Source organism: Yoonia sediminilitoris (assembly GCF_003058085.1).
In the GTDB taxonomy this organism is placed as follows: domain Bacteria; phylum Pseudomonadota; class Alphaproteobacteria; order Rhodobacterales; family Rhodobacteraceae; genus Yoonia; species Yoonia sediminilitoris.
In genome coordinates, this window is the sequence record NZ_QBUD01000002.1 from 1 (window position 1) to 20807 (window position 20807).

The window sequence follows — 20807 nt, forward strand, 5'->3', positions numbered from 1 at the left end:
CTTTCTCATCGTCCACTCCTCAGTGGCTACGATGAGCAACAAACCCTCCCTTAGCAAATACAGCTATTTGGACCCATAGGCGCTGACGTCAGACAGAAGGGGGGCTGCCAAAGTCTCGACGTGCCAGATCTTCTTCCGCAATGTGGTTTCAGCAAGCTCTCGATCACGCGCCATTTGCAGGTACTCTTCAGCAACGAGGCGAAAGGTTCTGCGCGATTGTGTCTCAGCTTCGATCTGGTTGAGACGCTTCTGCACAGCGGGATCATCACCGTTTGCCATCTGCGCCCGAGCTTCATCACGCTTCTTGCGCGCTTGAGCCAACGTCACGTCGGGATAGAGCCCATGCGACAGCAACCGCTCTTTTCCGAAGTGCCGGTACTTTTGTTGCCAAATCTTTGAGCCGTTTGGCTTTACCAGCACGAACAAACCACCGCCGTCTGACAGCTTATAGGGTTTGTCCCGAATCTCTGCTTTCCTGATCTTAACGTCCGAAAGTGCCATTGGGGGTATCGACCTCTCACTGTGGGGGTAATACCCCCAATGATACCCCCATACGGCCTGTTTTCTGGGGGTATCGTATGTTCAGCTATGGTCACAACGATACGATAAATCACCCAAAACATCAATGTTTACAGGTCAATATGTTCATCTATGTTGATGATAAATGGTGCCCAGGAGAGGACTCGAACCTCCACGTCCATACAGACACCAGCACCTGAAGCTGGCGCGTCTACCAATTCCGCCACCTGGGCAGGTGTCGTGTGGGCGGGACTTAAGCGCGTCTATCTCTGCTGTCAACGACAATTATCGTAAAATTCACAAGACTCTTGCATCATCCCTTGGATTGCGCCTTGTCTGCCTAATTCGAGGGGGGTACATGTGGCGAAACCTGAGAAAGAGGCTGTCTGATGTCCCATCTTGTTACAATCTTCGGCGGATCCGGTTTTGTCGGGCGCTATATTGTGCGCCGTCTGGCCAAGCAGGGGTGGCGGATACGGGTTGCGGTGCGCAACACCAACGAAGCCATGTTCGTCAAACCCTACGGCGTTGTCGGTCAGGTCGAACCGGTTTTCTGCAATATACGCGATGATGCAAGTGTGGCTGCCGTGACCGAAGGGGCTGATGTGGTGGTCAACTGCGTGGGCGTATTGGACAGTATCGGCAAGAACACGTTCGCTGCCGTTCAGGCCATGGGTGCAGAGCGCATTGCCCGCATTGCCGCACAGATGGGTGTTGCCCGCATGGTGCATGTCTCGGCCATCGGCGCGGATGCGGATGCGCCCAGCGAGTATGCGAAAACCAAAGCTGTGGGCGAAGCAGCTGTGTTGGCCCATATGCCCGATGCGGTCATCCTGCGTCCATCGATCATTTTCGGGCCTGAGGATGAATTCTTTAACCGGTTTGCCGGGATGAGCCGTTTTGGCCCCGTTTTGCCTGTTGTTGGTGCAGATACGAAATTCCAGCCGGTCTATGTGGATGATGTAGCTGCTGCTGCGGAAATGGCCGTTTTGGGCAAGGCTGCACCGGGCATCTATGAACTTGGTGGTCCTGAACAGCACAGTTTCCGCGAGTTGATGCAGTTGATGCTGGATATCATTCGTCGCAGGCGACTGATCATCAACATCCCCTTCTGGGCCGCCCGTCTGATGGCCTCTGCTTTCGGATTGCTGCGCGCGGCGACGCTGGGGCTGGTCAAGGGGCCGATCACCAAAGATCAGGTGATCAACCTTGCGATTGATAATGTTGTGGCTGCGGATGCGCAGGGGTTTGACGCGCTGGGGATCAAACCGACCCCAATGGAATCGATCCTGCCGGATTATTTGTGGCGTTTCCGTCCGTCAGGTCAGTTCGACGCGATCAAGGAATCGGCCAAGAACCTGAAAGCCTAGGGTCCTGACCCTAGGTGTAGGCAATCCAAAGCAGGACGATGCCCAGCGCGATCCGGTAGATCACGTAAGGGGTATAGCTGACCGCCCGCAACAGGCGCATCATCAAGGTCAGCGCCAGCAAGGCGGCCGCAAAAGACATGGCGACAACAATCCCGATGTCGCGCAATGCACTCGCATCCGCTGCCCCGACCACATCAAGGCTCAGGATAGCCGCCGATGCGATAATAGTAGGGATCGACATCAGCATCGACAGACGTGCAGCGTCCGTCCGCTGGTAGCCCAGCATCCGACCAGCCGTAATTGTGATCCCTGACCGCGACGTCCCGGGGATCAGGGCGACAGCCTGCCAGAGCCCCATTTTCAACGCGTCTTTGAGTGACCAGGCTTCGGCTGGCTTGACCATTGGCCCCTTCTGGTCGGCCCAATAGAGCACAATGCCAAAGATAATCATCGCCCAGCCAATCACCGCGATGCCCCGCATCGCATCTGACAGACCGGTCAGTTTCAGGAACAACCCGAAAAGCACCACAGGGATCGTCGCGATCAGCAGGCACAGCGCCAGAAACGCCCCCTGCGTATCGACCTTGCCGCGCAAAAGACGTAGTGTGCCATAAGCCGCCTTGCGCACATCCGACCAGAAATACAGGATGACGGCCATCAATGTGCCCACATGGGCCGCCACGTCGATGATCTGACCTTGATCGGCAAGGCCCGTCAGCGAGGGCAGTAAAATCAGATGCCCAGAAGAAGAGATGGGTAGGAACTCGGTCACGCCTTGGATCAATGCGATCAGGAGCAGGTTGAAAGTTGTCATACAGGCTGTCTTTCGATTCGATTTCGCTAAACTAACCACTTCAGAATCGTGGGGAAGTGCCGAAATGGGTCACAAAGCGGACCTAAAATTAATGTTTTCGCGGAAGCAAATCAAATCCAATCGAAATTTTTTGCCATAAAGGTCAATGTTGCTGACTTTTCATCTGTTCGTACCTGTTCTAAAAGGCAGTTCGCCTTCTCATAATGGAGTGTAAGCCATGTCTGGTCAAAAAATGCTGAAGTTCACAACGGTGCAACGGGATATGCCCGAAAAGCGCCCGCCGAACCTGCGCAAAGAGGACTTTGGCGAAATCTATAGCGAATATGCAACCGAGAAAGCCGCAGAGCAGGCAAGTCGCTGTTCGCAGTGCGGTGTCCCTTATTGTCAGACACATTGTCCGCTGCACAACAATATTCCCGACTGGCTGCGCCTGACCGCCGAGGGCCGCTTGCAGGAAGCCTATGAAATCAGTCAGGCCACGAACACCTTTCCCGAAATCTGTGGGCGTATCTGCCCGCAGGATCGCCTGTGCGAGGGAAACTGCGTGATCGAACAGTCCGGCCATGGCACTGTGACAATTGGATCGGTCGAAAAATATATTACGGATACAGCCTTTGAAGAAGGTTGGGTCAAGCCGATCCGCCCGCATACCGAACGGTCCGAAAGCGTTGGCATCATTGGCGCAGGCCCGGGCGGGCTGGCTGCTGCCGACATGTTGCGCCGTCAGGGCGTCCAAGTGACTGTCTACGACCGCTATGATCGTGGCGGCGGCTTGCTGACCTACGGCATCCCCGGCTTCAAGCTGGAAAAGGATGTCGTGATGAAGCGCATGGACCAGCTCGAGGACGGCGGCGTGCAGTTTGTCCTGAATTGCGACGTGGGCGAGGACCTGTCTTTTGACGCGATCCGCGGCAAACACGACGCGGTGCTCATTGCCACGGGTGTTTACAAGACACGCGACCTGCCGGAATCGGGGGCAGACGGGATCGTCAGCGCGATTGATTATCTGACGGCCAGCAACCGCAAGTCTTTCGGCGATGATGTGCCTGAATTCGAAAGCGGCGAGTTGAATGCCGACGGCAAGCGCGTCGTTGTGATCGGCGGCGGTGATACCGCGATGGACTGCGTGCGCACGGCCATTCGTCAGGGTGCGACCAGCGTCAAATGCCTGTACCGCCGTGACCGCGCCAATATGCCCGGATCACAGCGCGAAGTGCAGAACGCCGAAGAAGAGGGCGTTGAATTTGTCTGGCTGGCAGCTCCAAACGGGTTTGCGGGCGATCCGGTCACGGGCGTGAAGGTGCAGAAAATGCGCCTTGGTGCCCCTGATGCGACAGGTCGCCAGTCGCCCGAACTGATCGAAGGCGCTGATTACGTCGAAGAGGCTGATCTGGTCATCAAGGCGCTTGGCTTTGAGCCGGAGGACCTGCCGAAGCTGTGGGGCACGGACGGGCTTGAAGTCACGCGCTGGGGCACGGTCAAGGCCGCGTTCAACACGGGCGAGACCAGCATCGAAGGTGTCTATGCCGCCGGTGACATCGTGCGCGGCGCATCGCTTGTGGTCTGGGCAATCCGTGACGGGCGGGATTCAGCCACTGCAATACTGGACTACCTGGGGCAGACCGCTACCGTTGCAGCAGAGTGAGCATGGACGGGCGCGATGATCGCGCGCCCCTTCGAATGCCCACCACCCCAACACCGACGAACAGGATGCCGACATGATGAAATCTTTGACAGTCCTTGCCGCCATCGCTTTGGCCACGCCCGCAGTGGCGCAGCAGACATTTGCCGCTCCCGAAGGCTGCACAGGCACACTGACCGTGCAGCAAAAGGGATGCGTGATGATCAACGTATGGACCTGCGAAGCCGATGAGCCAGGCGATCAGTGGGTCGCCCTGATCAGTCAGGCCGGGGTTTTCAGTGTCCAGAAGGTAGATCGCGAGTTCCAGTGGCTGGAAAGCTTCAAGCCGGATGGCGCAGAACGCCTGCGCTTTCCGGCAGATGACCCTGCGTCGCTGACCGAGCTATTCACCAACCAGATCGACACATGGGATTTCATTATCGAGACGGAAGAAGGCATCGAACGCAACGTGGGCTATGACCAGTTGACTGGCGAGACGACCGTGATCGATGGCGAAACCTTGCTGAATACAGAATTTCAGGGCCGGACGCTGGATGGTGAAGGCAATGTGATCGAAAATGGTGCCGGCCGTCAGTTTGTCAGCGAAAAGCATCGCCTGTTCTTTTTCGGCGAGGCATGGGATGTGGCCACCCCTGACAACATCATTGATCTGTCCCCTGTCGAATTCACTTACCCCGGTGAGCCGGGCTTTTTCTCGGCGCGCCCCAAGTATGAATGCAACGTAGAAGAGGCCAGTTTTCAGCCATGAAATATGTGTTCGCCTTGGTCTTTATGGCGGGTGCCGCCCATGCACAGGATGGCCCGTCCACTTTTGGGCTGCCGCAAGGGTGCGATGCGTTTCTGACGGTGCAAAGCAAAAGCTGTCAGGTGGATCACCACTTCGTCTGCGAGGCCGACCCCGAAGGCCACCAGCGCCGCGTGGGCATCACTGAAGAGGGGCTTGTCTACGCAGGTGAAATCGACCGCGAAACCCAGTGGCTGAACAGTTTTCATGCCCGCACCGGCCATGCAGAGACGCTGGAACCAAACCCGGTTGAGCGTGCGTCGCTGTCTGACCTGATCGCCAAGGGCGTGGACGATTACGACTTCCGCACCTTGTCCGACCAGATCGGCACAACCCGCTATGTCGGTCAGGACACGCTGACAGGGCGTCAGATTGTGATTGATGGCGTCACTTTGGACGAAACCACCTATGACATCACCGCCTATGACGAAAGCGGCAATGAAATCTGGGCGGCGAAGGGCAATGAATTCATCCACCGTGATTGGCGGATTTTCCTGTCTGGGACCGGCGTCACCCGTGTCGGCACGGAAAGCTTTGATAGTGATGATGGTCCCGTTGAATTTATCTTTCCCGGCGAATCCGGGTTTCTAAGCGCGCGACCCAAGTACGGCTGCGGCGTTGCGATTTCTCAAAGCGATATCTTGAAGGAGAATACACATGACAACCTTTGATCAATCCTGGGTCGCTGCTGAAGAAGCAAAGCGCAAATGGATGGCCGAAAACAGCCTGTACCGCGATGTCGATGAACATGCGTCATGCGGCGTTGGTCTTGTTGTGGCGATTGATGGTGCCCCGTCACGCGGCGTCGTCGAAAAAGGCATCAACGCGCTCAAGGCTGTTTGGCACCGTGGCGCTGTTGATGCCGACGGCAAGACCGGCGATGGCGCAGGCATTCACGTGCAAATCCCTGTGCCCTTCTTTCATGATCAGGTGCGCCGCACTGGCCACGAACCCGACCGTGACAGCCTGATCGCCGTTGGCCAGATTTTCCTGCCACGCACTGATTTTGGCGCGCAGGAACGCTGCCGCACAATCGTGGAATCCGAAGTCTTGCGGATGGGTCACTACATTTATGGATGGCGTCACGTGCCGGTGAATGTCGATGTGCTGGGCGAAAAGGCCAACGCCACCCGCCCCGAGATCGAACAGATCCTGATCCGTTGCGAAAAGGACGTGGACGAAGAAAAGTTCGAACGCGAGCTCTATATCATTCGCCGCCGCATCGAAAAGGCTGCGGCTGCCGCGCAGATTGCCCAGCTTTATGTCTGTTCACTGTCATGCCGGTCATTGATCTACAAGGGCATGATGCTGGCCGAACAGGTAGCCGAATTCTATCCTGACCTGATGGACGAACGGTTTGAATCGAACTTTGCGATCTACCACCAGCGTTATTCGACAAACACCTTCCCGCAATGGGCGCTGGCACAGCCGTTCCGCATGTTGGCCCACAATGGCGAAATCAACACGCTCAAGGGCAATGTGAACTGGATGAAAAGCCATGAAATCCGCATGGCCTCTGGCGCATTTGGCGACAAGGCCGAGGATATCAAACCGATTATCCCGTCGGGCGCATCGGATTCCTCGGCGCTGGATTCCGTGTTTGAAGTGCTGGTGCGCGCTGGCCGCAATGCACCGATGGCAAAGACCATGCTGGTGCCAGAGGCATGGTCAAAGCAGGCCGTCGAAATGCCCGAAGCGTGGCAGGACATGTACGGCTATTGCAACGCCGTAATGGAACCTTGGGACGGTCCTGCGGCCCTTGCCATGACAGACGGTCGTTGGGTCTGCGGTGGCTTGGACCGCAACGGTCTGCGCCCGCTGCGCTATGTCGTGACAGGTGACGGTCTGCTGGTGGCCGGGTCCGAAGTGGGTATGGTCCCCGTGGACGAATCCGCCGTCGTCGAAAAAGGCGCCCTTGGCCCCGGCCAGATGATTGCCGTCGATATGCAAGCGGGCAAACTATACCACGACAAGGAACTGAAAGATAAGCTTGCCGCGGCACAGCCGTTCGGTGAATGGGTGGGCAAGGTTGTCGCGCTCAACGATCAGCTTGTCGATATTCCGGAAACGGCAATGTTTGAAGGTGACGAACTGCGCAAACGGCAGGCGGCCGCAGGCTATTCCATCGAAGAGCTTGAGCAGGTGCTTGCACCCATGGCCGAAGACGGCAAGGAAATGATTGCCTCTATGGGCGATGATACCCCGTCAGCGGTTCTTTCAAAGACCTACCGCCCGCTTTCGCATTTCTTCCGGCAGAACTTTTCGCAGGTCACGAACCCGCCCATCGACAGCCTGCGCGAAAGCCGCGTGATGTCGCTGAAAACGCGGTTCGGCAACCTCAAGAACGTGCTGGACGAAGATTCTTCACAGACCGAGATCTTGCTGCTGAACAGCCCGTTTGTCGGTAACGCGGAATATGATGAAATGCTGCGTGTCTTTGGTGACAGCGTGGCGATCATTGACTGTACCTTTGCCCACGGTCCGGGCGCCTTGCGCGAAGGGCTCGAGCGTATCCGTTCCGAGGCTGAGGACGCGGTGCGTTCGGGCGCTGGCCATCTGGTGCTGACCGATGAAAACCAGTCGGAAACCAAGGTCGGCATGCCAATGATCCTTGCCACCTCTGCCGTTCATTCGGGCCTGACCAAGCAAGGCCTGCGGACGTTCTGTTCGGTCAATGTACGCTCGGCTGAGTGTATCGACCCGCATTATTTTGCGGTGCTGATCGGCTGTGGCGCAACCACGGTCAACGCCTATCTGGCGCAGGATTCCATTGCGGACCGGGTGCGTCGCGGCCTGATCGACGGCAATCTGACTGATGCGATGCGCCGCTACCGGGCCGCCATTGACGCGGGTCTGCTCAAGATCATGTCAAAGATGGGCATTTCGGTCCTGTCGTCCTACCGCGGCGGGCTGAACTTCGAGGCTGTGGGCCTGTCCCGGGCCGTTGTGGCCGAATATTTCCCCGGGATGCATTCGCGCATTTCCGGTATCGGCACGACAGGCATCCAGACCAAGCTTGAAGAAGTGCACGCGCGCGGCTGGAAAGGTGGCTCTGACGTGTTGCCAATCGGTGGTTTCTACAAAGCCCGCCGGACCGGCGAAAAGCACGCGTGGGAAGCGCAGACCATGCATATGCTGCAGGCTGCCTGCAACACGGCGTCCTATGCCATGTGGCAGCAGTTTTCGAAATCGATGCAGTCGAACCCGCCGATCCACCTGCGTGATCTGCTCGCGATCAAACCATTGGGCGAGCCTGTCCCGATTGAAGAGGTTGAAAGCATCACCGCGATCCGCAAGCGTTTCGTGACACCCGGCATGTCTCTTGGTGCCCTGTCGCCAGAGGCGCACAAGACCCTGAACGTGGCAATGAACCGGATTGGCGCAAAGTCGGACAGCGGTGAAGGCGGCGAAGACCCCGCGCATTTTCACCCCGAACCCAACGGCGATAACCCCTCTGCCAAGATCAAGCAGGTGGCCTCGGGTCGTTTTGGTGTCACAGCCGAATATCTGAACGCCTGTGAAGAGCTCGAGATCAAGGTCGCCCAAGGTGCCAAGCCCGGCGAAGGGGGCCAGTTGCCCGGCATGAAGGTCACCGACCTGATCGCCCGCCTGCGTCATTCGACCAAGGGCGTGACCCTGATCTCACCACCGCCGCACCACGATATCTACTCGATCGAGGATCTGGCCCAACTGATCTATGACCTCAAGCAGATCAACCCGCGTTGCAAGGTGACGGTCAAGCTGGTGTCGTCTTCGGGTGTCGGCACGATTGCGGCAGGTGTGGCCAAGGCCAAGGCGGACGTGATCCTGATTTCGGGCCACAATGGCGGTACCGGTGCCAGCCCCGCGACCTCGATCAAATATGCAGGTCTGCCATGGGAAATGGGCCTGACCGAAGCACATCAGGTGCTCGCGATGAATAACCTGCGGGAACGGATCACGCTGCGGACCGATGGTGGTCTGCGCACAGGGCGTGACATTGTCATGGCCGCGATGATGGGTGCCGAAGAATACGGCATCGGCACCGCCGCCCTGATCGCGATGGGCTGTATCATGGTGCGCCAGTGCCAGTCGAACACCTGCCCCGTCGGCGTTTGTACACAGGATGAGGCGCTGCGTGAAAAATTCACCGGCAATGCGGACAAGGTGGTCAATCTGATCACTTTCTATGCGACCGAAGTGCGCGAAATTCTGGCCAACATCGGCGCACGTTCGCTTGATGATGTCATCGGGCGCGCTGACTTGCTGACGCAGGTCTCGCGCGGGTCTGCACATCTGGATGATCTTGACCTGAACCCCATGCTGATCACCGTCGATGGGGCACACAAGATCACCTATGACCGCAAGCGGCCACGCAACCCGGTGAACGACACACTGGATGCACAGATCGTTCAGGATGCGGCGCGTTTCCTGAATGATGGCGAAAAGATGCAGTTGGACTACGCTGTACAGAACACATTGCGCACCATCGGCACGCGTACTTCGTCGCATATTGTGCGTAATTTCGGCATGCGCAACGATCTGCAGCCCGACCACCTGACGGTGAAGCTGCGCGGGTCTGCCGGGCAATCGCTCGGGGCTTTTGCGGCACCTGGACTCAAACTGGAAGTGTCGGGTGATGCAAATGATTATGTGGGCAAGGGTCTTTCCGGGGGCACCATCGTGGTGCGCCCCCCGATGGTCAGCCCCCTGGTCGCATCCGAGAACACGATCATCGGAAACACGGTCCTTTACGGGGCCACCGACGGCTATCTGTTCGCCGCAGGCCGCGCGGGCGAGCGTTTCGCAGTCCGCAACTCCGGCGCGAAGGTTGTGATCGAAGGCTGTGGTACAAACGGCTGCGAATATATGACGGGCGGTGTTGCCGTGATCCTTGGCGGGGTTGGCGCAAACTTCGGTGCAGGTATGACAGGGGGCATGGCCTATCTTTATGACCCTGACGAGGCGTCAGCGGCGATGGTCAACATGGAAACTCTTGTGACTTGCCCGGTCACTGTCGATCACTGGATGATGCAGCTCAAAGACCTGATCGAACGGCATCAAGCGGAAACCGGCAGTGTGAAAGCTGCCGATATCTTGCAGCATTGGGACATTGAAAAGCATAACTTCCTGCAAATCTGTCCCAAGGAAATGCTGGTCCATTTACCGCATCCGCTCAGCGTGGAAGAACAGGCCATTCCTGCGGAATGAAGACCTATAAAGGTGGGGCGGCATTCACCGCCCCCTTTTGACAAGATACAGCTTCTTATGGCTAGAAATATCCTGGGGGTCCGGGGGCAAAGCCCCCGGCCTGTCGGCTTGCATCGCAAGTCGAGACAACCTTTCTACCCGGCACGATTCTATTGATAGGCAGCGTGATTTCAGGGTGCCGGTTGTCGCACCCCTAGATCAAAAAGCAACGCTGGCACGAACATGCCTAATTCGGTGCTGATCTTCTTGACCCGTTAACCCTCTGCGTGGCTTATGGGGTAGATGGCAGAGCGTAGCAAAAAAAAATCGGCCAAAAAAACGGCCACCAGGAAAAGCGCAAAGAATGCAAAGAAAGCGGGTCTATTGGGCCGGTTCTGGCGGTTTGTGCGCCGTTTGGTCTGGGGTGCGGGGTTCGCTGCATTAGGCTTTGTACTGCTGGCAACGCTGCTTTATGCGCTGATCGCGCCGCCGACGACGCCTTATATGTATGCCGAAGGGCGCAGGCTGGGCGCGGTCAAACAGGTTTGGGTGCCGATGGACCGGATTGCACCGGTGATGGCCCGCTCTGCCGTTGCGGCAGAGGATGCGAACTTTTGTCTGCATTGGGGACTGGATGTGAAAGCGATCCGGGCCGCGATTGAGCGGGGGCGCGGCGGCGCGTCCACAATTTCGCAACAGGTCATCAAAAATGTCTATCTGTGGCACGGGCGCAGTTGGTCTCGCAAGGCGATCGAGGCAGTCTGGACCCCGCTGGCCGAAGCGGTCTGGACCAAGCGCCGCATACTGGAACTGTACCTGAATGTGGCCGAGTTTGACGAAGGGGTGTTTGGCGTACAGGCCGCCGCCCGCCATTATTTCGGAATCAATGCGATTGATCTTTCTGCGACGCAGGCCGCACGCCTTGCCGCGATTTTGCCAGCCCCCAAGAACAGGTCGGCATCCAACCCCTCTCAGTTTGTGCGCAACCGGACCCGCCAGATCATCAGCGGTGCCGAAACGATCAGGGCGGACGGCCGCGCAGCTTGTTTTGAAGCCTAGGGACAGGACCCATTGATCCGCGCGCACTGTTCCGGCATTTAGAGGGAAACTGATGTAGTGGGCCCATCATGAACACCTTGTATCATTATCCATTGTCACCGTTCTCGCGCAAAGTCCGCTTGGCGCTGGCCGAAAAGAAGCTTGAGGTGGAACTGGTTGAGGAGCGCTATTGGGTCGCAGATACGGATTTCCTGCGCCGCAATCCGGCGGGCAAGGTGCCTGTACTCAAAATGGATGGACGCACGATGGCCGACAGCACGGCGATCTGCGAGTTTCTGGAAGAGAAATTTCCGACACCGGCGTTGTTGCCCCGTGACGCACATATGCGCTATGAGGCGCGCCGTCTGGTAGGCTGGTTTGATGACAAATTCTATCACGAGGTCACGAAAAAGCTGACCGGTGAACGGGTTTTTCGCAAGGTCATGGGCACCGGCTATCCCGATAGCACCAACGTCAAGGCTGGCGCCAAGGCCATCAAATATCATTTGGACTACATGGCACAGCTGTTGGATGAACGCCGTTGGCTGGCGGGCAATGATATGACGCTGGCTGACTTTGCTGCCGCCGCCCAATTGTCTTGTCTGGATTATACCAGTGACGTGGATTGGAACCGTCATGAGGTGGTCAAAGACTGGTACGCCAAGATCAAATCGCGCCCTGCTTTCCGGTCCTTGCTGGCGGATGAAGTGCCCGGATTTCAACCAGCACAGCATTATGCCGACCTTGACTTTTAAGGGGGCCAGCCCCCGACCCTGCGGGCCTCCCCCGGGATATTTCTGGCCACAAGAAGCATGAAGGCCCGCCTGACGGAATTTGCGTTGGACGCAGGGTTTGCAAAGGTGGGGGTTTGCCGCCCTGAGAGCGTGCCGGAATTGGCGGAGAGGCTGGCGGCATTCGTGGATGCCGGGATGCATGGCCAGATGGCATGGATGGCCGAGCGCATGCATTGGCGGGGCTCTCCGGCCACCCTATGGCCGGAAGCGAAATCTGTGGTGATGCTGGCAGAGCCTTATACGCCGGACCATGACCCGTTGGCCGTGCTTGAATGTCACGACCGCGCGGCGGTCAGTGTCTATGCCCAAGGCCGCGACTATCATGATGTGGTGAAAAAGCGGCTCAAGCGTGTGGGCCGATGGCTGATTGAACAGGTGCCGGACGCGCAGATCAAAGTGTTTGTCGATACTGCTCCTGTGATGGAAAAGCCTCTGGCACAGGCCGCAGGATTGGGTTGGCAGGGCAAACATACCAACCTGTTGGGTCGCGATCTGGGGTCCTGGTTCTTTTTGGGCGCAATCTTTACCACTGTTGATCTGGAGCCGGATCGGCCAGAGCAAAGCCACTGTGGGTCCTGTACCGCCTGTCTGGATATTTGCCCGACCGCTGCATTTCCCGCCCCTTACCGGTTGGATGCCCGCCGCTGTATTTCCTATCTGACGATCGAACATAAAGGCCCGGTTGATCTTGAATTACGCGCTCTGATGGGCAATCGGATTTACGGTTGCGATGATTGTCTTGCGGTCTGCCCGTGGAACAAATTTGCCCAACAAGGCCGCGATGCGCGGTATGACGCGCGTCCTGATCTGGTTGCCCCGCCATTGGCTGCGCTGGCGGCGTTGGATGACGCGGGTTTTCGTGCCCGCTTTTCGGGATCACCGATCAAACGGATCGGCCGCAATCGCTTTGTGCGCAATGTGGCCTATGCGATTGGCAATTCTGGTGACCCTACCTTGATTGCCGCGCTATCACCATTGGTTGATGATCCTGATCCTGCGGTGGCCGATGCGGCGCGTTGGGCTATCTTGCGACTGAAGGAGGCGTAACATGCTACGTATTTTCGTTTTACTGACGTTACCTGCAATGGCCATGGCGCAAGTAGATCAAGGTCGGCCCAACGCTGATTTTGCCCCTGCATTTCCCGAACAGACGCGCGCGCCTGCGCTCCCTGCGACCCCCGTCACGGTTGAAACCTTTGCCAGCGGGCTCGACAGCCCGTGGGGTATTGCGCCGATTGGCAATGGCCAGTTTTTGGTGACTGAGCGGTCCGGCCAATTGCGTGTCATCAACCCTGACGGCAGCGTAAGTGCGCCACTGACGGGGGTCCCCCCGGTGGCAGATGACGGGCAGGGCGGGCTGCTGGATGTGGCCGTTTCGCCAGGTTTTGCGCAAGACCGCACCGTATTCTGGACCTATGCCAAGCCTGTGCGCGGTGGCGCTGTAACAGCCGCCGCACGGGGCACTTTGGCTGCGGATGGAACCCTGAGCGGTGTGCAGGATATCTTTGTGCAGGACAATCCGGCCCGCAATGGCCGCCACTTTGGCAGCCGCATTGTGCCGATGCCCGATGGCACAGTCTTTATCACGACAGGTGATCGCGGTGCAGGTGACGGTGGAACGCTGGTGCAGGATGCCACAACCACGCATGGCAAGGTGATCCGCGTCAATGCGGACGGCACTGTGCCTGCCGATAACCCCTTTGTGGGGCAGAGTGGCAATGATCTGGTCTGGTCACTGGGCCACCGGAACATGCAGGGGGCCGCGATTGGTCCCGGTGGGCTTTGGACGATCGAGCATGGCCCGCGTGGTGGTGATGAGTTGAACCAGCCCAAGCCGGGTCTGAACTATGGCTGGCCTGTGGTCAGCTACGGGATCAACTATCGTGGCAGCGATGTCGGCCGTGGCCAACCTCGTGCGCCGGGTTTCGAAGAGCCGGTCTATTATTGGGACCCGGTCATCGCCCCTGGGGGCATGGGGTTCTATGATGGTCCATATACGGAGTGGCAGGGGGATTTGTTCATCGGATCGCTGAACCCCGGTGCGCTGGTGCGGCTGAAACTGGCGGATGGCAAGGTTGTGGGCGAAGAACGGCTTTTGACCAACGTTGGCCGTGTGCGCGACGTCGAGGTTCTGGATGATGGCCGCTTGCTTGTCTTGCTGGATTCCGGCAGCGTACTGCGTGTGACGCCGGGATAAGGAAAACCACATATGCAGCCGTTACGGGGTATCCTGTTCAAGGTGATTTCGGTCTGCATGTTCATGGCGATGGCCAGTCTGGTCAAGGCGGGTTCCGAGACGGTTCCACCGGGGCAGGCGGTGTTTTTTCGGTCCTTCTTTGCCTTGCCGATTATTCTTGGCTGGCTGGCGATCCGGGGCGAGCTGCGCCATGGCTGGAAAACCAGTAATCCGATGGGCCATTTCTGGCGCGGATTGGTCGGGACGTCGGCGATGGGGCTGGGGTTCACCGGACTTGGGTTGCTGCCCCTGCCGGAAGTGACCGCGATCGGCTATGCGGCACCTTTGCTGGTGGTCGTTTTCGCGGCGATGTTTCTGGGTGAAGAGGTGCGTGCCTTTCGCCTGTCTGCCGTGGCGTTGGGGATGGTTGGTGTCTTGATTGTCTTGTCGCCACGATTGTCGGTTGGAACAGCACTGAATGTGTCCGAAACGCTGGGCGCGATCGTGGTGCTGATGGGCGCGGTCATGGCCGCCTTGGCGCAGGTATTCGTGCGCAAGCTGGTACAGACAGAGGATACGGCAGCGATCGTATTCTGGTTTACGATCACCTCTTCGATCTTGGCCCTGTTCACACTACCATGGGGATGGGTCGTGCCAGCGTGGTGGGTGGCTTTGATGCTGATCATGGCAGGGCTTTTGGGGGGCTTGGGCCAGATATTCCTGACCAGCAGCTACCGCTTTGGCGATGCGTCCCTGCTGGCCCCGTTTGACTATACATCCATGTTACTGGCCCTGCTGATCGGCTATTTTATCTTTGATGAAGTGCCCACCGGCACCATGCTGATAGGCGCTGGTCTGGTGATTTCAGCAGGGGTCCTGATTATCATGCGCGAGCGGCATCTGGGGCTGAAGCGGGCGCGGCAACGCAAGGCCACCGGTAACGTCGGCAGCTAGCCTAGGCCCGCCGGGTGCGGAATGATACCAGGTCGAGCAAATCCTTGGCGCGTGCCAATCGACGTGGCAATCCGGGTGCGGCGGCGGGCACCCGCAGACCCAGTCGATTGTAGAGCGGCCAAAGATGTGCAGCGTCGTTGGGGTTCAGGTGCGCAGGCAGATCAATGGGCGCACCGCCGCTGGGGGACAGAAACCGGCTGGGCACCTTGAAGGGCAAGGCACCCTTGGGCCACGCCATCAGTTTTTGTCTGATCCGTTTTGTGGCACGGGACGTGATGTCCTCCGGACCGACTGCGATGGCGTGATTGCGATAGAACCCCTTGTCCCAGTTCAACAGGGTTTGCGCAAAAATCTCTGTGTGGTCGGGTCGCGGGGGCAGCGGACGGCCCTGCCCGATGCGCAGCACCGGATTGCTGCGATAAAAAGCGTGAACCGCAACTGAAAAATCACATTCGGGCTGGGCCAGCATCCAGTGAATCAGAGGGTTATGCATCTTCGACGTGGCGCGCCGTGCGGTGTCGAGCCACAGGTCCTGTGGTGCTGTCTTGAGAATACGCTTGAGCGCGGTCAGATCAGATCTGTTTTGTTCCGAATTCGGAAATTGTTGGTAAGTCAGATCAGTCATCGGTCCACTTTCAGGCTAGTGTAACAATGTCTCGTCAGATTTGGGCGGAACTGTGGCAGCGATCTGACGAGGCTTTGTCGTTAGAACAAAGGACATGTCTAAAAGTAGAAGCAAAAACAACTTTTTTCGCTTGCATGCAGCCGTCCGGGAACTGAACGAGAAGTGAACGGACGAATCACCTTTCATATGTTATGGTCGCCCTCCAAAGCAGGAGGACATCATGACCAAACATGTACTCGACCGACCGATTGATGTGACCAACGAAAGGCTGGTGCGTGCCATCGCGATTGAGCGGGGAAAGCTGCCAAAGCGTGCAAGTCTGGAATTGCAGCGTCGGCACAGGCAAGCAGGCCAACGGCTCCAGAAATTCGCGAAAGTTGAAAGAAAGCTGAACGCGGAACAGCCTTAAAACGCCGCGATCAAGCGATTAGAGGGGCAGCGCGCTGCCCCTCGCTGAATTACACTACGCGCGGACGAGCTTTTCATAGTCTTGCGCGATTTCGCGGGTAATGGCGCCCACTTCGAAGTTGTAATCGCCGATCTGACCGACGGGCGTGACTTCGGCGGCGGTCCCTGTCAGCCAGCATTGTTCGAACCCTTCAACCTCTTGAGGCATGATGATGCGTTCGTTGACGGTGATCCCCTTGTCACGCAGCATTCCGATCACCGTCTGGCGGGTCAGCCCGTTCAGAAACGCATCGGCGATGGGGGTATGCACTTCGCCATCCTTGACGAAAAAGATGTTCGCGCCGGTGGCCTCGGCAACGTAACCACGGTAGTCAAACATCATCGCGTCGGAACAACCCTTTGCTTCGGCTGCGTGTTTTGACATGGTTGCAATCATGTAAAGCCCGGCGGCTTTGGCCTGACTGGGGGCGGTTTCGGGGCTGGGGCGCTTCCATTTCGCGATATCAAGCTTGGCGCCTTTCATCTTGGCGTCACCGTAATAATTGCCCCACTCCCAGACAGCGACCGCCAGATGCACCGGGTTCGCAGCGGCTGCGACACCCATATCGGTGCCCGACCCACGCCACGCAACGGCACGGACGTACGCGTCTTTCAGGCCATTGGCCTGCAAGGCGGCTTCTTTTGCGGCTTCGATTTCATCGACGCTGTAGGGGATATCAAAATCAATCAACTTGCCGGATTTGATCAAACGCTCGGAATGTTCGCGGCTTTTGAAGATTTTGCCACCGTAGCACCGCTCGCCTTCAAACACAGAAGAGGCATAATGCATCGCGTGGGTCAGAATATGCACTTTTGCGTCGCGCCACTCGACCAGTTTACCGTCCATCCAGATTTTGCCATCTCTGTCATCATATGCAGCAACCATCAGAGCCTCCTACTAATTTGCATTTGTTACGTCAATAGGTCCGTTTCGGACATAATCTTGCGCAATTCATGAAAATCGCTAACAGTTGATTCTTGGAATGTCAACAAAGCTGACGTATTGTGATCTGAAATATCGGGGAGGTATCGATGCCAGAAGGATCGCAGCCACAGACGGGCCAAAGCCTGCTGTTTCTGACGGACGAACAGTTGCGAAAAGGGATTGAGGCGATGTTCTTTGCCTATCGCGGCTTTACTGCCGACCCGGACCGTATTCTGGCAGACAAGGGCTATGGCCGCGCCCACCACCGTGCCATCCATTTCATCCACCGCAATCAGGGCACCACGGTCAATAATCTGCTGTCCATTCTGGGTGTTACAAAGCAGTCGCTTAATCGTGTGTTGCGTACCTTGATCGAGGACGGTTTGGTGACGAACACGGTCGGCACGCAGGATAAACGCGAGCGGCATCTGTATCTAACCCCGGCCGGCACGGCATTGGAGCGCGAATTGTCGGACGCACAACGCGACCGGATGCGTAGCGCCTACAGGGCCGCAGGCCCCAACGCGGTTGCCGGGTTTCGACAGGTGCTTGAGGCAATGATGGATGAAGAGACGCGCCAGCACTATGAGGCGATGAAGGATAAGACAGAATGAATGCTGATGATGCCCACCTGTTGATTGTTGATGATGATGAACGCATTCGTGGTTTGCTCCAGAAGTTTTTGATGCGCTCGGGGTTTCTGGTCACCACCGCCCGTGACGCCGCCCATGCGCGACGGGTCCTGTCGGGGCTGGAATTTGACATGATCGTTCTGGACGTGATGATGCCCGGCGAGGATGGCATGACCCTTTGCCGCGACCTGCGCCAGACCATAATGACGCCAATTTTGCTGCTGACGGCCAAAGGCGATACCGATGACCGAATCACCGGCCTTGAGGCGGGCGCAGATGACTACCTGTCCAAGCCGTTTGAACCCAAAGAGCTTTTGCTGCGCATCAACGCGATTTTGCGCCGCGTGCCTGCGGCTGAACCGGCTGTTGTTATGCCAAAGGTGCTGAACCTTGGCCCGGTGCGTTATGACATCGAGCGTGGAGAGATGTGGCAAGGCGACCAGTTGGTCCGGCTGACTGCAACGGAAAGTCAGTTGATGCGGATCTTTTCCAGTGTCCCCGGAGAGGCTGTCACCCGCAGCAAACTGGTCGAGGAACTGAGCCGTGCCGGTGCGCAAACACAAGAGCGCGCAGTCGATGTTCAGATCACGCGCCTGCGCCGCAAGATCGAAGCCGACCCCAAGCAACCTCGCTATTTGCAGACCGTGCGCGGTGCAGGCTATATGTTGGCCCCGGAGTAGCTGTGACCTCAAAGCCCTTGACCTGATTGAACGCCCTGCGGGCGCACGCCATTTCGGTCATGTATTGCATCCTTTGGGCGAATGATGCTGTGCTGCGCCTGTTGTGGTGTATGCGATGCCTCCGGCGGGGATATTTGGGGCCACAAGAAACTGATGATTTTCGCAAGAGGGGTGGAATGACCACATGACAACAGCTTTGATTTCGCATGAGGATTGCCTGTCTCACGTGACACCGCCGGGCCATCCCGAGCAGGTCGCCCGTCTGGGTGCTGTACTGGATGCTTTGGAGGGCATGCCCCTCGTCCAGGTCAAGGCCCCGATGGTGGCGGATGATGATCTGTTGCGCGCCCATCCGCAGGCTCATGTCGATGCGATGCGTGCGGCGTCTCCTTCTTCCGGTGTGCGGTCGCTGGATGCCGATACCCATATGTCGCCCGGATCACTGACCGCAGCTTACCGCGCCGCTGGCGCTGTGGTGCGTGCTGTCGATATGGTCATGGGCGGCGAAGTGGCCAATGCCTTTGCAGCCGTCCGTCCACCCGGTCACCACGCCGAACGCCAGACCGCCATGGGTTTTTGTTTCTTTGGCAGTGTCGCAGTTGGTGCCAAGCACGCCCTTGATCATCATGGATTGGACCGCGTCGCGATCGTTGACTTTGATGTACACCACGGCAACGGCACGCAGGACTTGGTTGAGGATGATCCGCGCATCCTGTTTTGTTCGACCCATCAGTCCCCGCTTTATCCCGGTACCGGGGCTGCCCATGAAGTTGGTGTTGATAATGTGCTGAATGTGCCCCTGCCCGGCGGGACCGGGTCAAAGGGGTTTCGCGATGCGATGGAGCGCTTGGTCTTGCCCCGTATTGATGCGTTTTCTCCGCAACTTCTGATCATTTCGGCGGGATTCGATGCACATGCGGCTGATCCACTGGCGGGTATGGAATTGCAGACCGAAGATTTTGGCTGGGTGACGGAACGCTTGTGTGATCTCGCAGACAAACACTGTCAGGGCCGGGTGGTATCCAGCCTTGAAGGTGGTTATGACTTGGCCGCGCTGGGCGCGTCTGCCGCTGCCCATGTCAAAGTCCTGGAGGAGCGTGGCCGATGAGCGATGTGAATGAGATGAGCTTTGAAGAAGCCATCAAGGAGTTGGAAACCGTTGTTGGCCAGCTTGAACGCGGCGATGTGGCGCTTGATGCCTCGATTGCGCTGTATGAGCGTGGCGCGGCGCTGAAGGCGCGGTGCGAGGCCAAGTTGAAAGAAGCCGAAGAGAAGGTCGCTAAGATTACACTGGGCGATGGTGGTGAACCAACTGGCACAGCCCCGCTTGATGGCTGAACTGCCCCGGATCACGGCGCTTGACCGTCGTCCCTTGTCCGATGCGCTGGCGCATGCGGGGCAGGTGACACAGGCGCGGATTGGCTTTGCCTTGTCGGGTCTTGATAGTCCCGTTGCGGCTGCAATGCATTATGCGGTGGCTGGCGGGAAATCTTTGCGTGCCTTTTTGGCGCTCGAATCAGCCCGCCTGCATGACATCAATCCTGCTGCTGCCGTGGGTGCGGCTGCGGCAATCGAATGTTTGCATGCCTATTCGCTGGTGCATGATGACTTGCCCTGCATGGATGATGATGATTTGCGCCGGGGACAGCCCACCGTGCATCGCAAGTGGGACGAGGCGACAGCGGTCCTGGCGGGGGATGCCTTGCAGGCGCTGGCCTTTGAATTGGTCTGTCAGGCCGAATGTTCGGCCCGCGCCCGGCTGAACCTTGCGATGACCCTGGCCAACGCATCCGGCGTGCGCGGCATGGTTGGCGGGCAGGCAGCGGATATCGCCGCGGAAACGGCAAATGCACCGCTGGGTCTGGATGACATCATTGCTTTGCAGGCCGGAAAGACAGGCGCGCTGATTTCATGGTCGGCCCTTGTTGGCGCGCGCATGGCCGAAGCCGAGCGCGGCCCTTTGTCGATTTATGGGCAAGCGCTGGGCCTTGCCTTTCAGATTGCCGATGATGTGCTGGATGAAACCGGTGATGCCACCGTGGTCGGCAAGGCCGTTGGCAAGGACGCTGCCGCAGGCAAAGCCACCTTTGTTTCATTGCTGGGTCTGGATGGGGCGAAAAGCCGCGCAGGCGATCTGGTACAAGAGGCCTGCGATGCTTTATCGGTTTACGGCGGAAACGCAGATACGTTAAAGGACGCTGCCCGCTTTGTAATTGCGCGGACGCATTAGGAAAGGGT

General features: G+C 57.9%; 20 protein-coding genes and 1 tRNA gene. 16 read left to right on the forward strand and 5 right to left on the reverse strand.

Features of this window, described 5'->3' with window-relative positions; genetic code table 11:
- Positions 1 to 63: 63 nt before the first annotated feature.
- Positions 64 to 501 carry an Arm DNA-binding domain-containing protein gene (locus C8N45_RS05100; protein ID WP_108385183.1) on the reverse strand — a complete coding sequence of 146 codons (438 nt, stop codon included), beginning with the start codon at positions 499 to 501 and terminating at the stop codon, positions 64 to 66.
- Positions 502 to 665: 164 nt separating this feature from the next.
- Positions 666 to 752, reverse strand: a tRNA-Leu gene (locus tag C8N45_RS05105).
- Positions 753 to 908: 156 nt separating this feature from the next.
- On the opposite strand from C8N45_RS05105, the gene C8N45_RS05110 reads away from it, so the two are divergent.
- Positions 909 to 1889 carry a complex I NDUFA9 subunit family protein gene (locus C8N45_RS05110; RefSeq protein WP_108385184.1) on the forward strand — a complete coding sequence of 327 codons (981 nt, stop codon included), beginning with the start codon at positions 909 to 911 and terminating at the stop codon, positions 1887 to 1889.
- Positions 1890 to 1899: 10 nt separating this feature from the next.
- On the opposite strand, the gene C8N45_RS05115 is transcribed toward C8N45_RS05110, so the two are convergent.
- On the reverse strand, positions 1900 to 2703 hold the full coding sequence (locus tag C8N45_RS05115) for an undecaprenyl-diphosphate phosphatase (RefSeq protein ID WP_108385185.1): 804 nt from the start codon (positions 2701 to 2703) through the stop codon (positions 1900 to 1902).
- Positions 2704 to 2920: 217 nt separating this feature from the next.
- Here C8N45_RS05115 and C8N45_RS05120 point away from each other — a divergent pair, with 217 nt between their 5' ends.
- From C8N45_RS05120 to C8N45_RS05160, 9 genes are all read left to right on the forward strand, one after another.
- A complete protein-coding gene (locus tag C8N45_RS05120; protein ID WP_108385186.1) occupies positions 2921 to 4348 on the forward strand; it encodes an NAD(P)-dependent oxidoreductase in 1428 nt (475 codons plus the stop codon).
- A 73-nt stretch (positions 4349 to 4421) separates the two neighbouring features.
- Positions 4422 to 5093, forward strand: a complete 672-nt coding sequence (locus C8N45_RS05125; RefSeq protein ID WP_108385187.1) for a hypothetical protein — start codon at positions 4422 to 4424, stop codon at positions 5091 to 5093.
- Positions 5090 to 5800, forward strand: a complete 711-nt coding sequence (locus C8N45_RS05130) for a hypothetical protein (protein ID WP_108385188.1) — start codon at positions 5090 to 5092, stop codon at positions 5798 to 5800. Before C8N45_RS05125 ends, C8N45_RS05130 begins: the two co-directional genes overlap by 4 nt.
- Positions 5787 to 10319, forward strand: coding sequence for a glutamate synthase large subunit (gltB, locus tag C8N45_RS05135; RefSeq protein ID WP_108385189.1), 4533 nt, complete (start codon positions 5787 to 5789; stop codon positions 10317 to 10319). Before C8N45_RS05130 ends, gltB begins: the two co-directional genes overlap by 14 nt.
- Before the next feature lie 282 nt (positions 10320 to 10601).
- Positions 10602 to 11357 (forward strand): monofunctional biosynthetic peptidoglycan transglycosylase, encoded by a 756-nt coding sequence (mtgA, locus tag C8N45_RS05140; protein WP_108385190.1) that lies wholly within the window; start codon positions 10602 to 10604, stop codon positions 11355 to 11357.
- Positions 11358 to 11425: 68 nt separating this feature from the next.
- Entirely contained in the window at positions 11426 to 12091 is a 666-nt protein-coding gene (fzlA, locus tag C8N45_RS05145) for an FtsZ-binding protein FzlA (protein ID WP_108385191.1), read from the forward strand.
- Between the two features lie 57 nt (positions 12092 to 12148).
- Positions 12149 to 13177, forward strand: a complete 1029-nt coding sequence (gene queG / locus C8N45_RS05150; protein ID WP_108385192.1) for a tRNA epoxyqueuosine(34) reductase QueG — start codon at positions 12149 to 12151, stop codon at positions 13175 to 13177.
- Between the two features lies 1 nt (position 13178).
- Complete coding sequence (locus C8N45_RS05155) at positions 13179 to 14327, forward strand: PQQ-dependent sugar dehydrogenase (protein WP_108385193.1); 1149 nt, start codon at positions 13179 to 13181, stop codon at positions 14325 to 14327.
- 12 nt (positions 14328 to 14339) lie between these two features.
- Positions 14340 to 15260, forward strand: coding sequence for a DMT family transporter (locus tag C8N45_RS05160; RefSeq protein ID WP_108385194.1), 921 nt, complete (start codon positions 14340 to 14342; stop codon positions 15258 to 15260).
- A gap of 1 nt (position 15261) precedes the next feature.
- Here the strand turns inward: C8N45_RS05160 and C8N45_RS05165 are convergent, their stop codons facing one another.
- Positions 15262 to 15885, reverse strand: a complete 624-nt coding sequence (locus tag C8N45_RS05165; RefSeq protein WP_108385195.1) for a hypothetical protein — start codon at positions 15883 to 15885, stop codon at positions 15262 to 15264.
- 220 nt (positions 15886 to 16105) lie between these two features.
- Here C8N45_RS05165 and C8N45_RS05170 point away from each other — a divergent pair, with 220 nt between their 5' ends.
- Complete coding sequence (locus C8N45_RS05170; RefSeq protein WP_108385196.1) at positions 16106 to 16294, forward strand: hypothetical protein; 189 nt, start codon at positions 16106 to 16108, stop codon at positions 16292 to 16294.
- Between the two features lie 54 nt (positions 16295 to 16348).
- Here the strand turns inward: C8N45_RS05170 and C8N45_RS05175 are convergent, their stop codons facing one another.
- Positions 16349 to 17218, reverse strand: a complete 870-nt coding sequence (locus C8N45_RS05175) for a branched-chain amino acid aminotransferase (RefSeq protein ID WP_108385197.1) — start codon at positions 17216 to 17218, stop codon at positions 16349 to 16351.
- Positions 17219 to 17364: 146 nt separating this feature from the next.
- Here C8N45_RS05175 and C8N45_RS05180 point away from each other — a divergent pair, with 146 nt between their 5' ends.
- The 5 genes from C8N45_RS05180 to C8N45_RS05200 all read left to right on the forward strand — a co-directional run bounded on the left by C8N45_RS05180 (position 17365) and on the right by C8N45_RS05200 (position 20799).
- Positions 17365 to 17871 carry a MarR family winged helix-turn-helix transcriptional regulator gene (locus C8N45_RS05180; protein WP_108385198.1) on the forward strand — a complete coding sequence of 169 codons (507 nt, stop codon included), beginning with the start codon at positions 17365 to 17367 and terminating at the stop codon, positions 17869 to 17871.
- Entirely contained in the window at positions 17868 to 18569 is a 702-nt protein-coding gene (locus C8N45_RS05185; RefSeq protein WP_108385199.1) for a response regulator, read from the forward strand. The genes C8N45_RS05180 and C8N45_RS05185 overlap by 4 nt, the downstream gene beginning before the upstream one ends.
- Before the next feature lie 184 nt (positions 18570 to 18753).
- Positions 18754 to 19677, forward strand: a complete 924-nt coding sequence (locus C8N45_RS05190) for a histone deacetylase family protein (protein WP_108385200.1) — start codon at positions 18754 to 18756, stop codon at positions 19675 to 19677.
- Positions 19674 to 19907 (forward strand): exodeoxyribonuclease VII small subunit, encoded by a 234-nt coding sequence (locus tag C8N45_RS05195; protein WP_108385201.1) that lies wholly within the window; start codon positions 19674 to 19676, stop codon positions 19905 to 19907. The genes C8N45_RS05190 and C8N45_RS05195 overlap by 4 nt, the downstream gene beginning before the upstream one ends.
- Entirely contained in the window at positions 19900 to 20799 is a 900-nt protein-coding gene (locus C8N45_RS05200) for a polyprenyl synthetase family protein (RefSeq protein WP_108385202.1), read from the forward strand. The genes C8N45_RS05195 and C8N45_RS05200 overlap by 8 nt, the downstream gene beginning before the upstream one ends.
- Positions 20800 to 20807: the final 8 nt, after the last annotated feature.

What these genes read in the sequence shown, in the direction of transcription:
- C8N45_RS05100 (WP_108385183.1), bottom strand. Translation starts at nt 501, where the DNA reads ATGGCACTTTCGGACGTTAAGATCAGGAAAGCAGAGATTCGGGACAAA.
- C8N45_RS05110 (WP_108385184.1), top strand. Translation starts at nt 909, where the DNA reads ATGTCCCATCTTGTTACAATCTTCGGCGGATCCGGTTTTGTCGGGCGC.
- C8N45_RS05115 (WP_108385185.1), bottom strand. Translation starts at nt 2,703, where the DNA reads ATGACAACTTTCAACCTGCTCCTGATCGCATTGATCCAAGGCGTGACC.
- C8N45_RS05120 (WP_108385186.1), top strand. Translation starts at nt 2,921, where the DNA reads ATGTCTGGTCAAAAAATGCTGAAGTTCACAACGGTGCAACGGGATATG.
- C8N45_RS05125 (WP_108385187.1), top strand. Translation starts at nt 4,422, where the DNA reads ATGATGAAATCTTTGACAGTCCTTGCCGCCATCGCTTTGGCCACGCCC.
- C8N45_RS05130 (WP_108385188.1), top strand. Translation starts at nt 5,090, where the DNA reads ATGAAATATGTGTTCGCCTTGGTCTTTATGGCGGGTGCCGCCCATGCA.
- gltB (WP_108385189.1), top strand. Translation starts at nt 5,787, where the DNA reads ATGACAACCTTTGATCAATCCTGGGTCGCTGCTGAAGAAGCAAAGCGC.
- mtgA (WP_108385190.1), top strand. Translation starts at nt 10,602, where the DNA reads ATGGCAGAGCGTAGCAAAAAAAAATCGGCCAAAAAAACGGCCACCAGG.
- fzlA (WP_108385191.1), top strand. Translation starts at nt 11,426, where the DNA reads ATGAACACCTTGTATCATTATCCATTGTCACCGTTCTCGCGCAAAGTC.
- queG (WP_108385192.1), top strand. Translation starts at nt 12,149, where the DNA reads ATGAAGGCCCGCCTGACGGAATTTGCGTTGGACGCAGGGTTTGCAAAG.
- C8N45_RS05155 (WP_108385193.1), top strand. Translation starts at nt 13,179, where the DNA reads ATGCTACGTATTTTCGTTTTACTGACGTTACCTGCAATGGCCATGGCG.
- C8N45_RS05160 (WP_108385194.1), top strand. Translation starts at nt 14,340, where the DNA reads ATGCAGCCGTTACGGGGTATCCTGTTCAAGGTGATTTCGGTCTGCATG.
- C8N45_RS05165 (WP_108385195.1), bottom strand. Translation starts at nt 15,885, where the DNA reads ATGACTGATCTGACTTACCAACAATTTCCGAATTCGGAACAAAACAGA.
- C8N45_RS05170 (WP_108385196.1), top strand. Translation starts at nt 16,106, where the DNA reads ATGACCAAACATGTACTCGACCGACCGATTGATGTGACCAACGAAAGG.
- C8N45_RS05175 (WP_108385197.1), bottom strand. Translation starts at nt 17,218, where the DNA reads ATGGTTGCTGCATATGATGACAGAGATGGCAAAATCTGGATGGACGGT.
- C8N45_RS05180 (WP_108385198.1), top strand. Translation starts at nt 17,365, where the DNA reads ATGCCAGAAGGATCGCAGCCACAGACGGGCCAAAGCCTGCTGTTTCTG.
- C8N45_RS05185 (WP_108385199.1), top strand. Translation starts at nt 17,868, where the DNA reads ATGAATGCTGATGATGCCCACCTGTTGATTGTTGATGATGATGAACGC.
- C8N45_RS05190 (WP_108385200.1), top strand. Translation starts at nt 18,754, where the DNA reads ATGACAACAGCTTTGATTTCGCATGAGGATTGCCTGTCTCACGTGACA.
- C8N45_RS05195 (WP_108385201.1), top strand. Translation starts at nt 19,674, where the DNA reads ATGAGCGATGTGAATGAGATGAGCTTTGAAGAAGCCATCAAGGAGTTG.
- C8N45_RS05200 (WP_108385202.1), top strand. Translation starts at nt 19,900, where the DNA reads ATGGCTGAACTGCCCCGGATCACGGCGCTTGACCGTCGTCCCTTGTCC.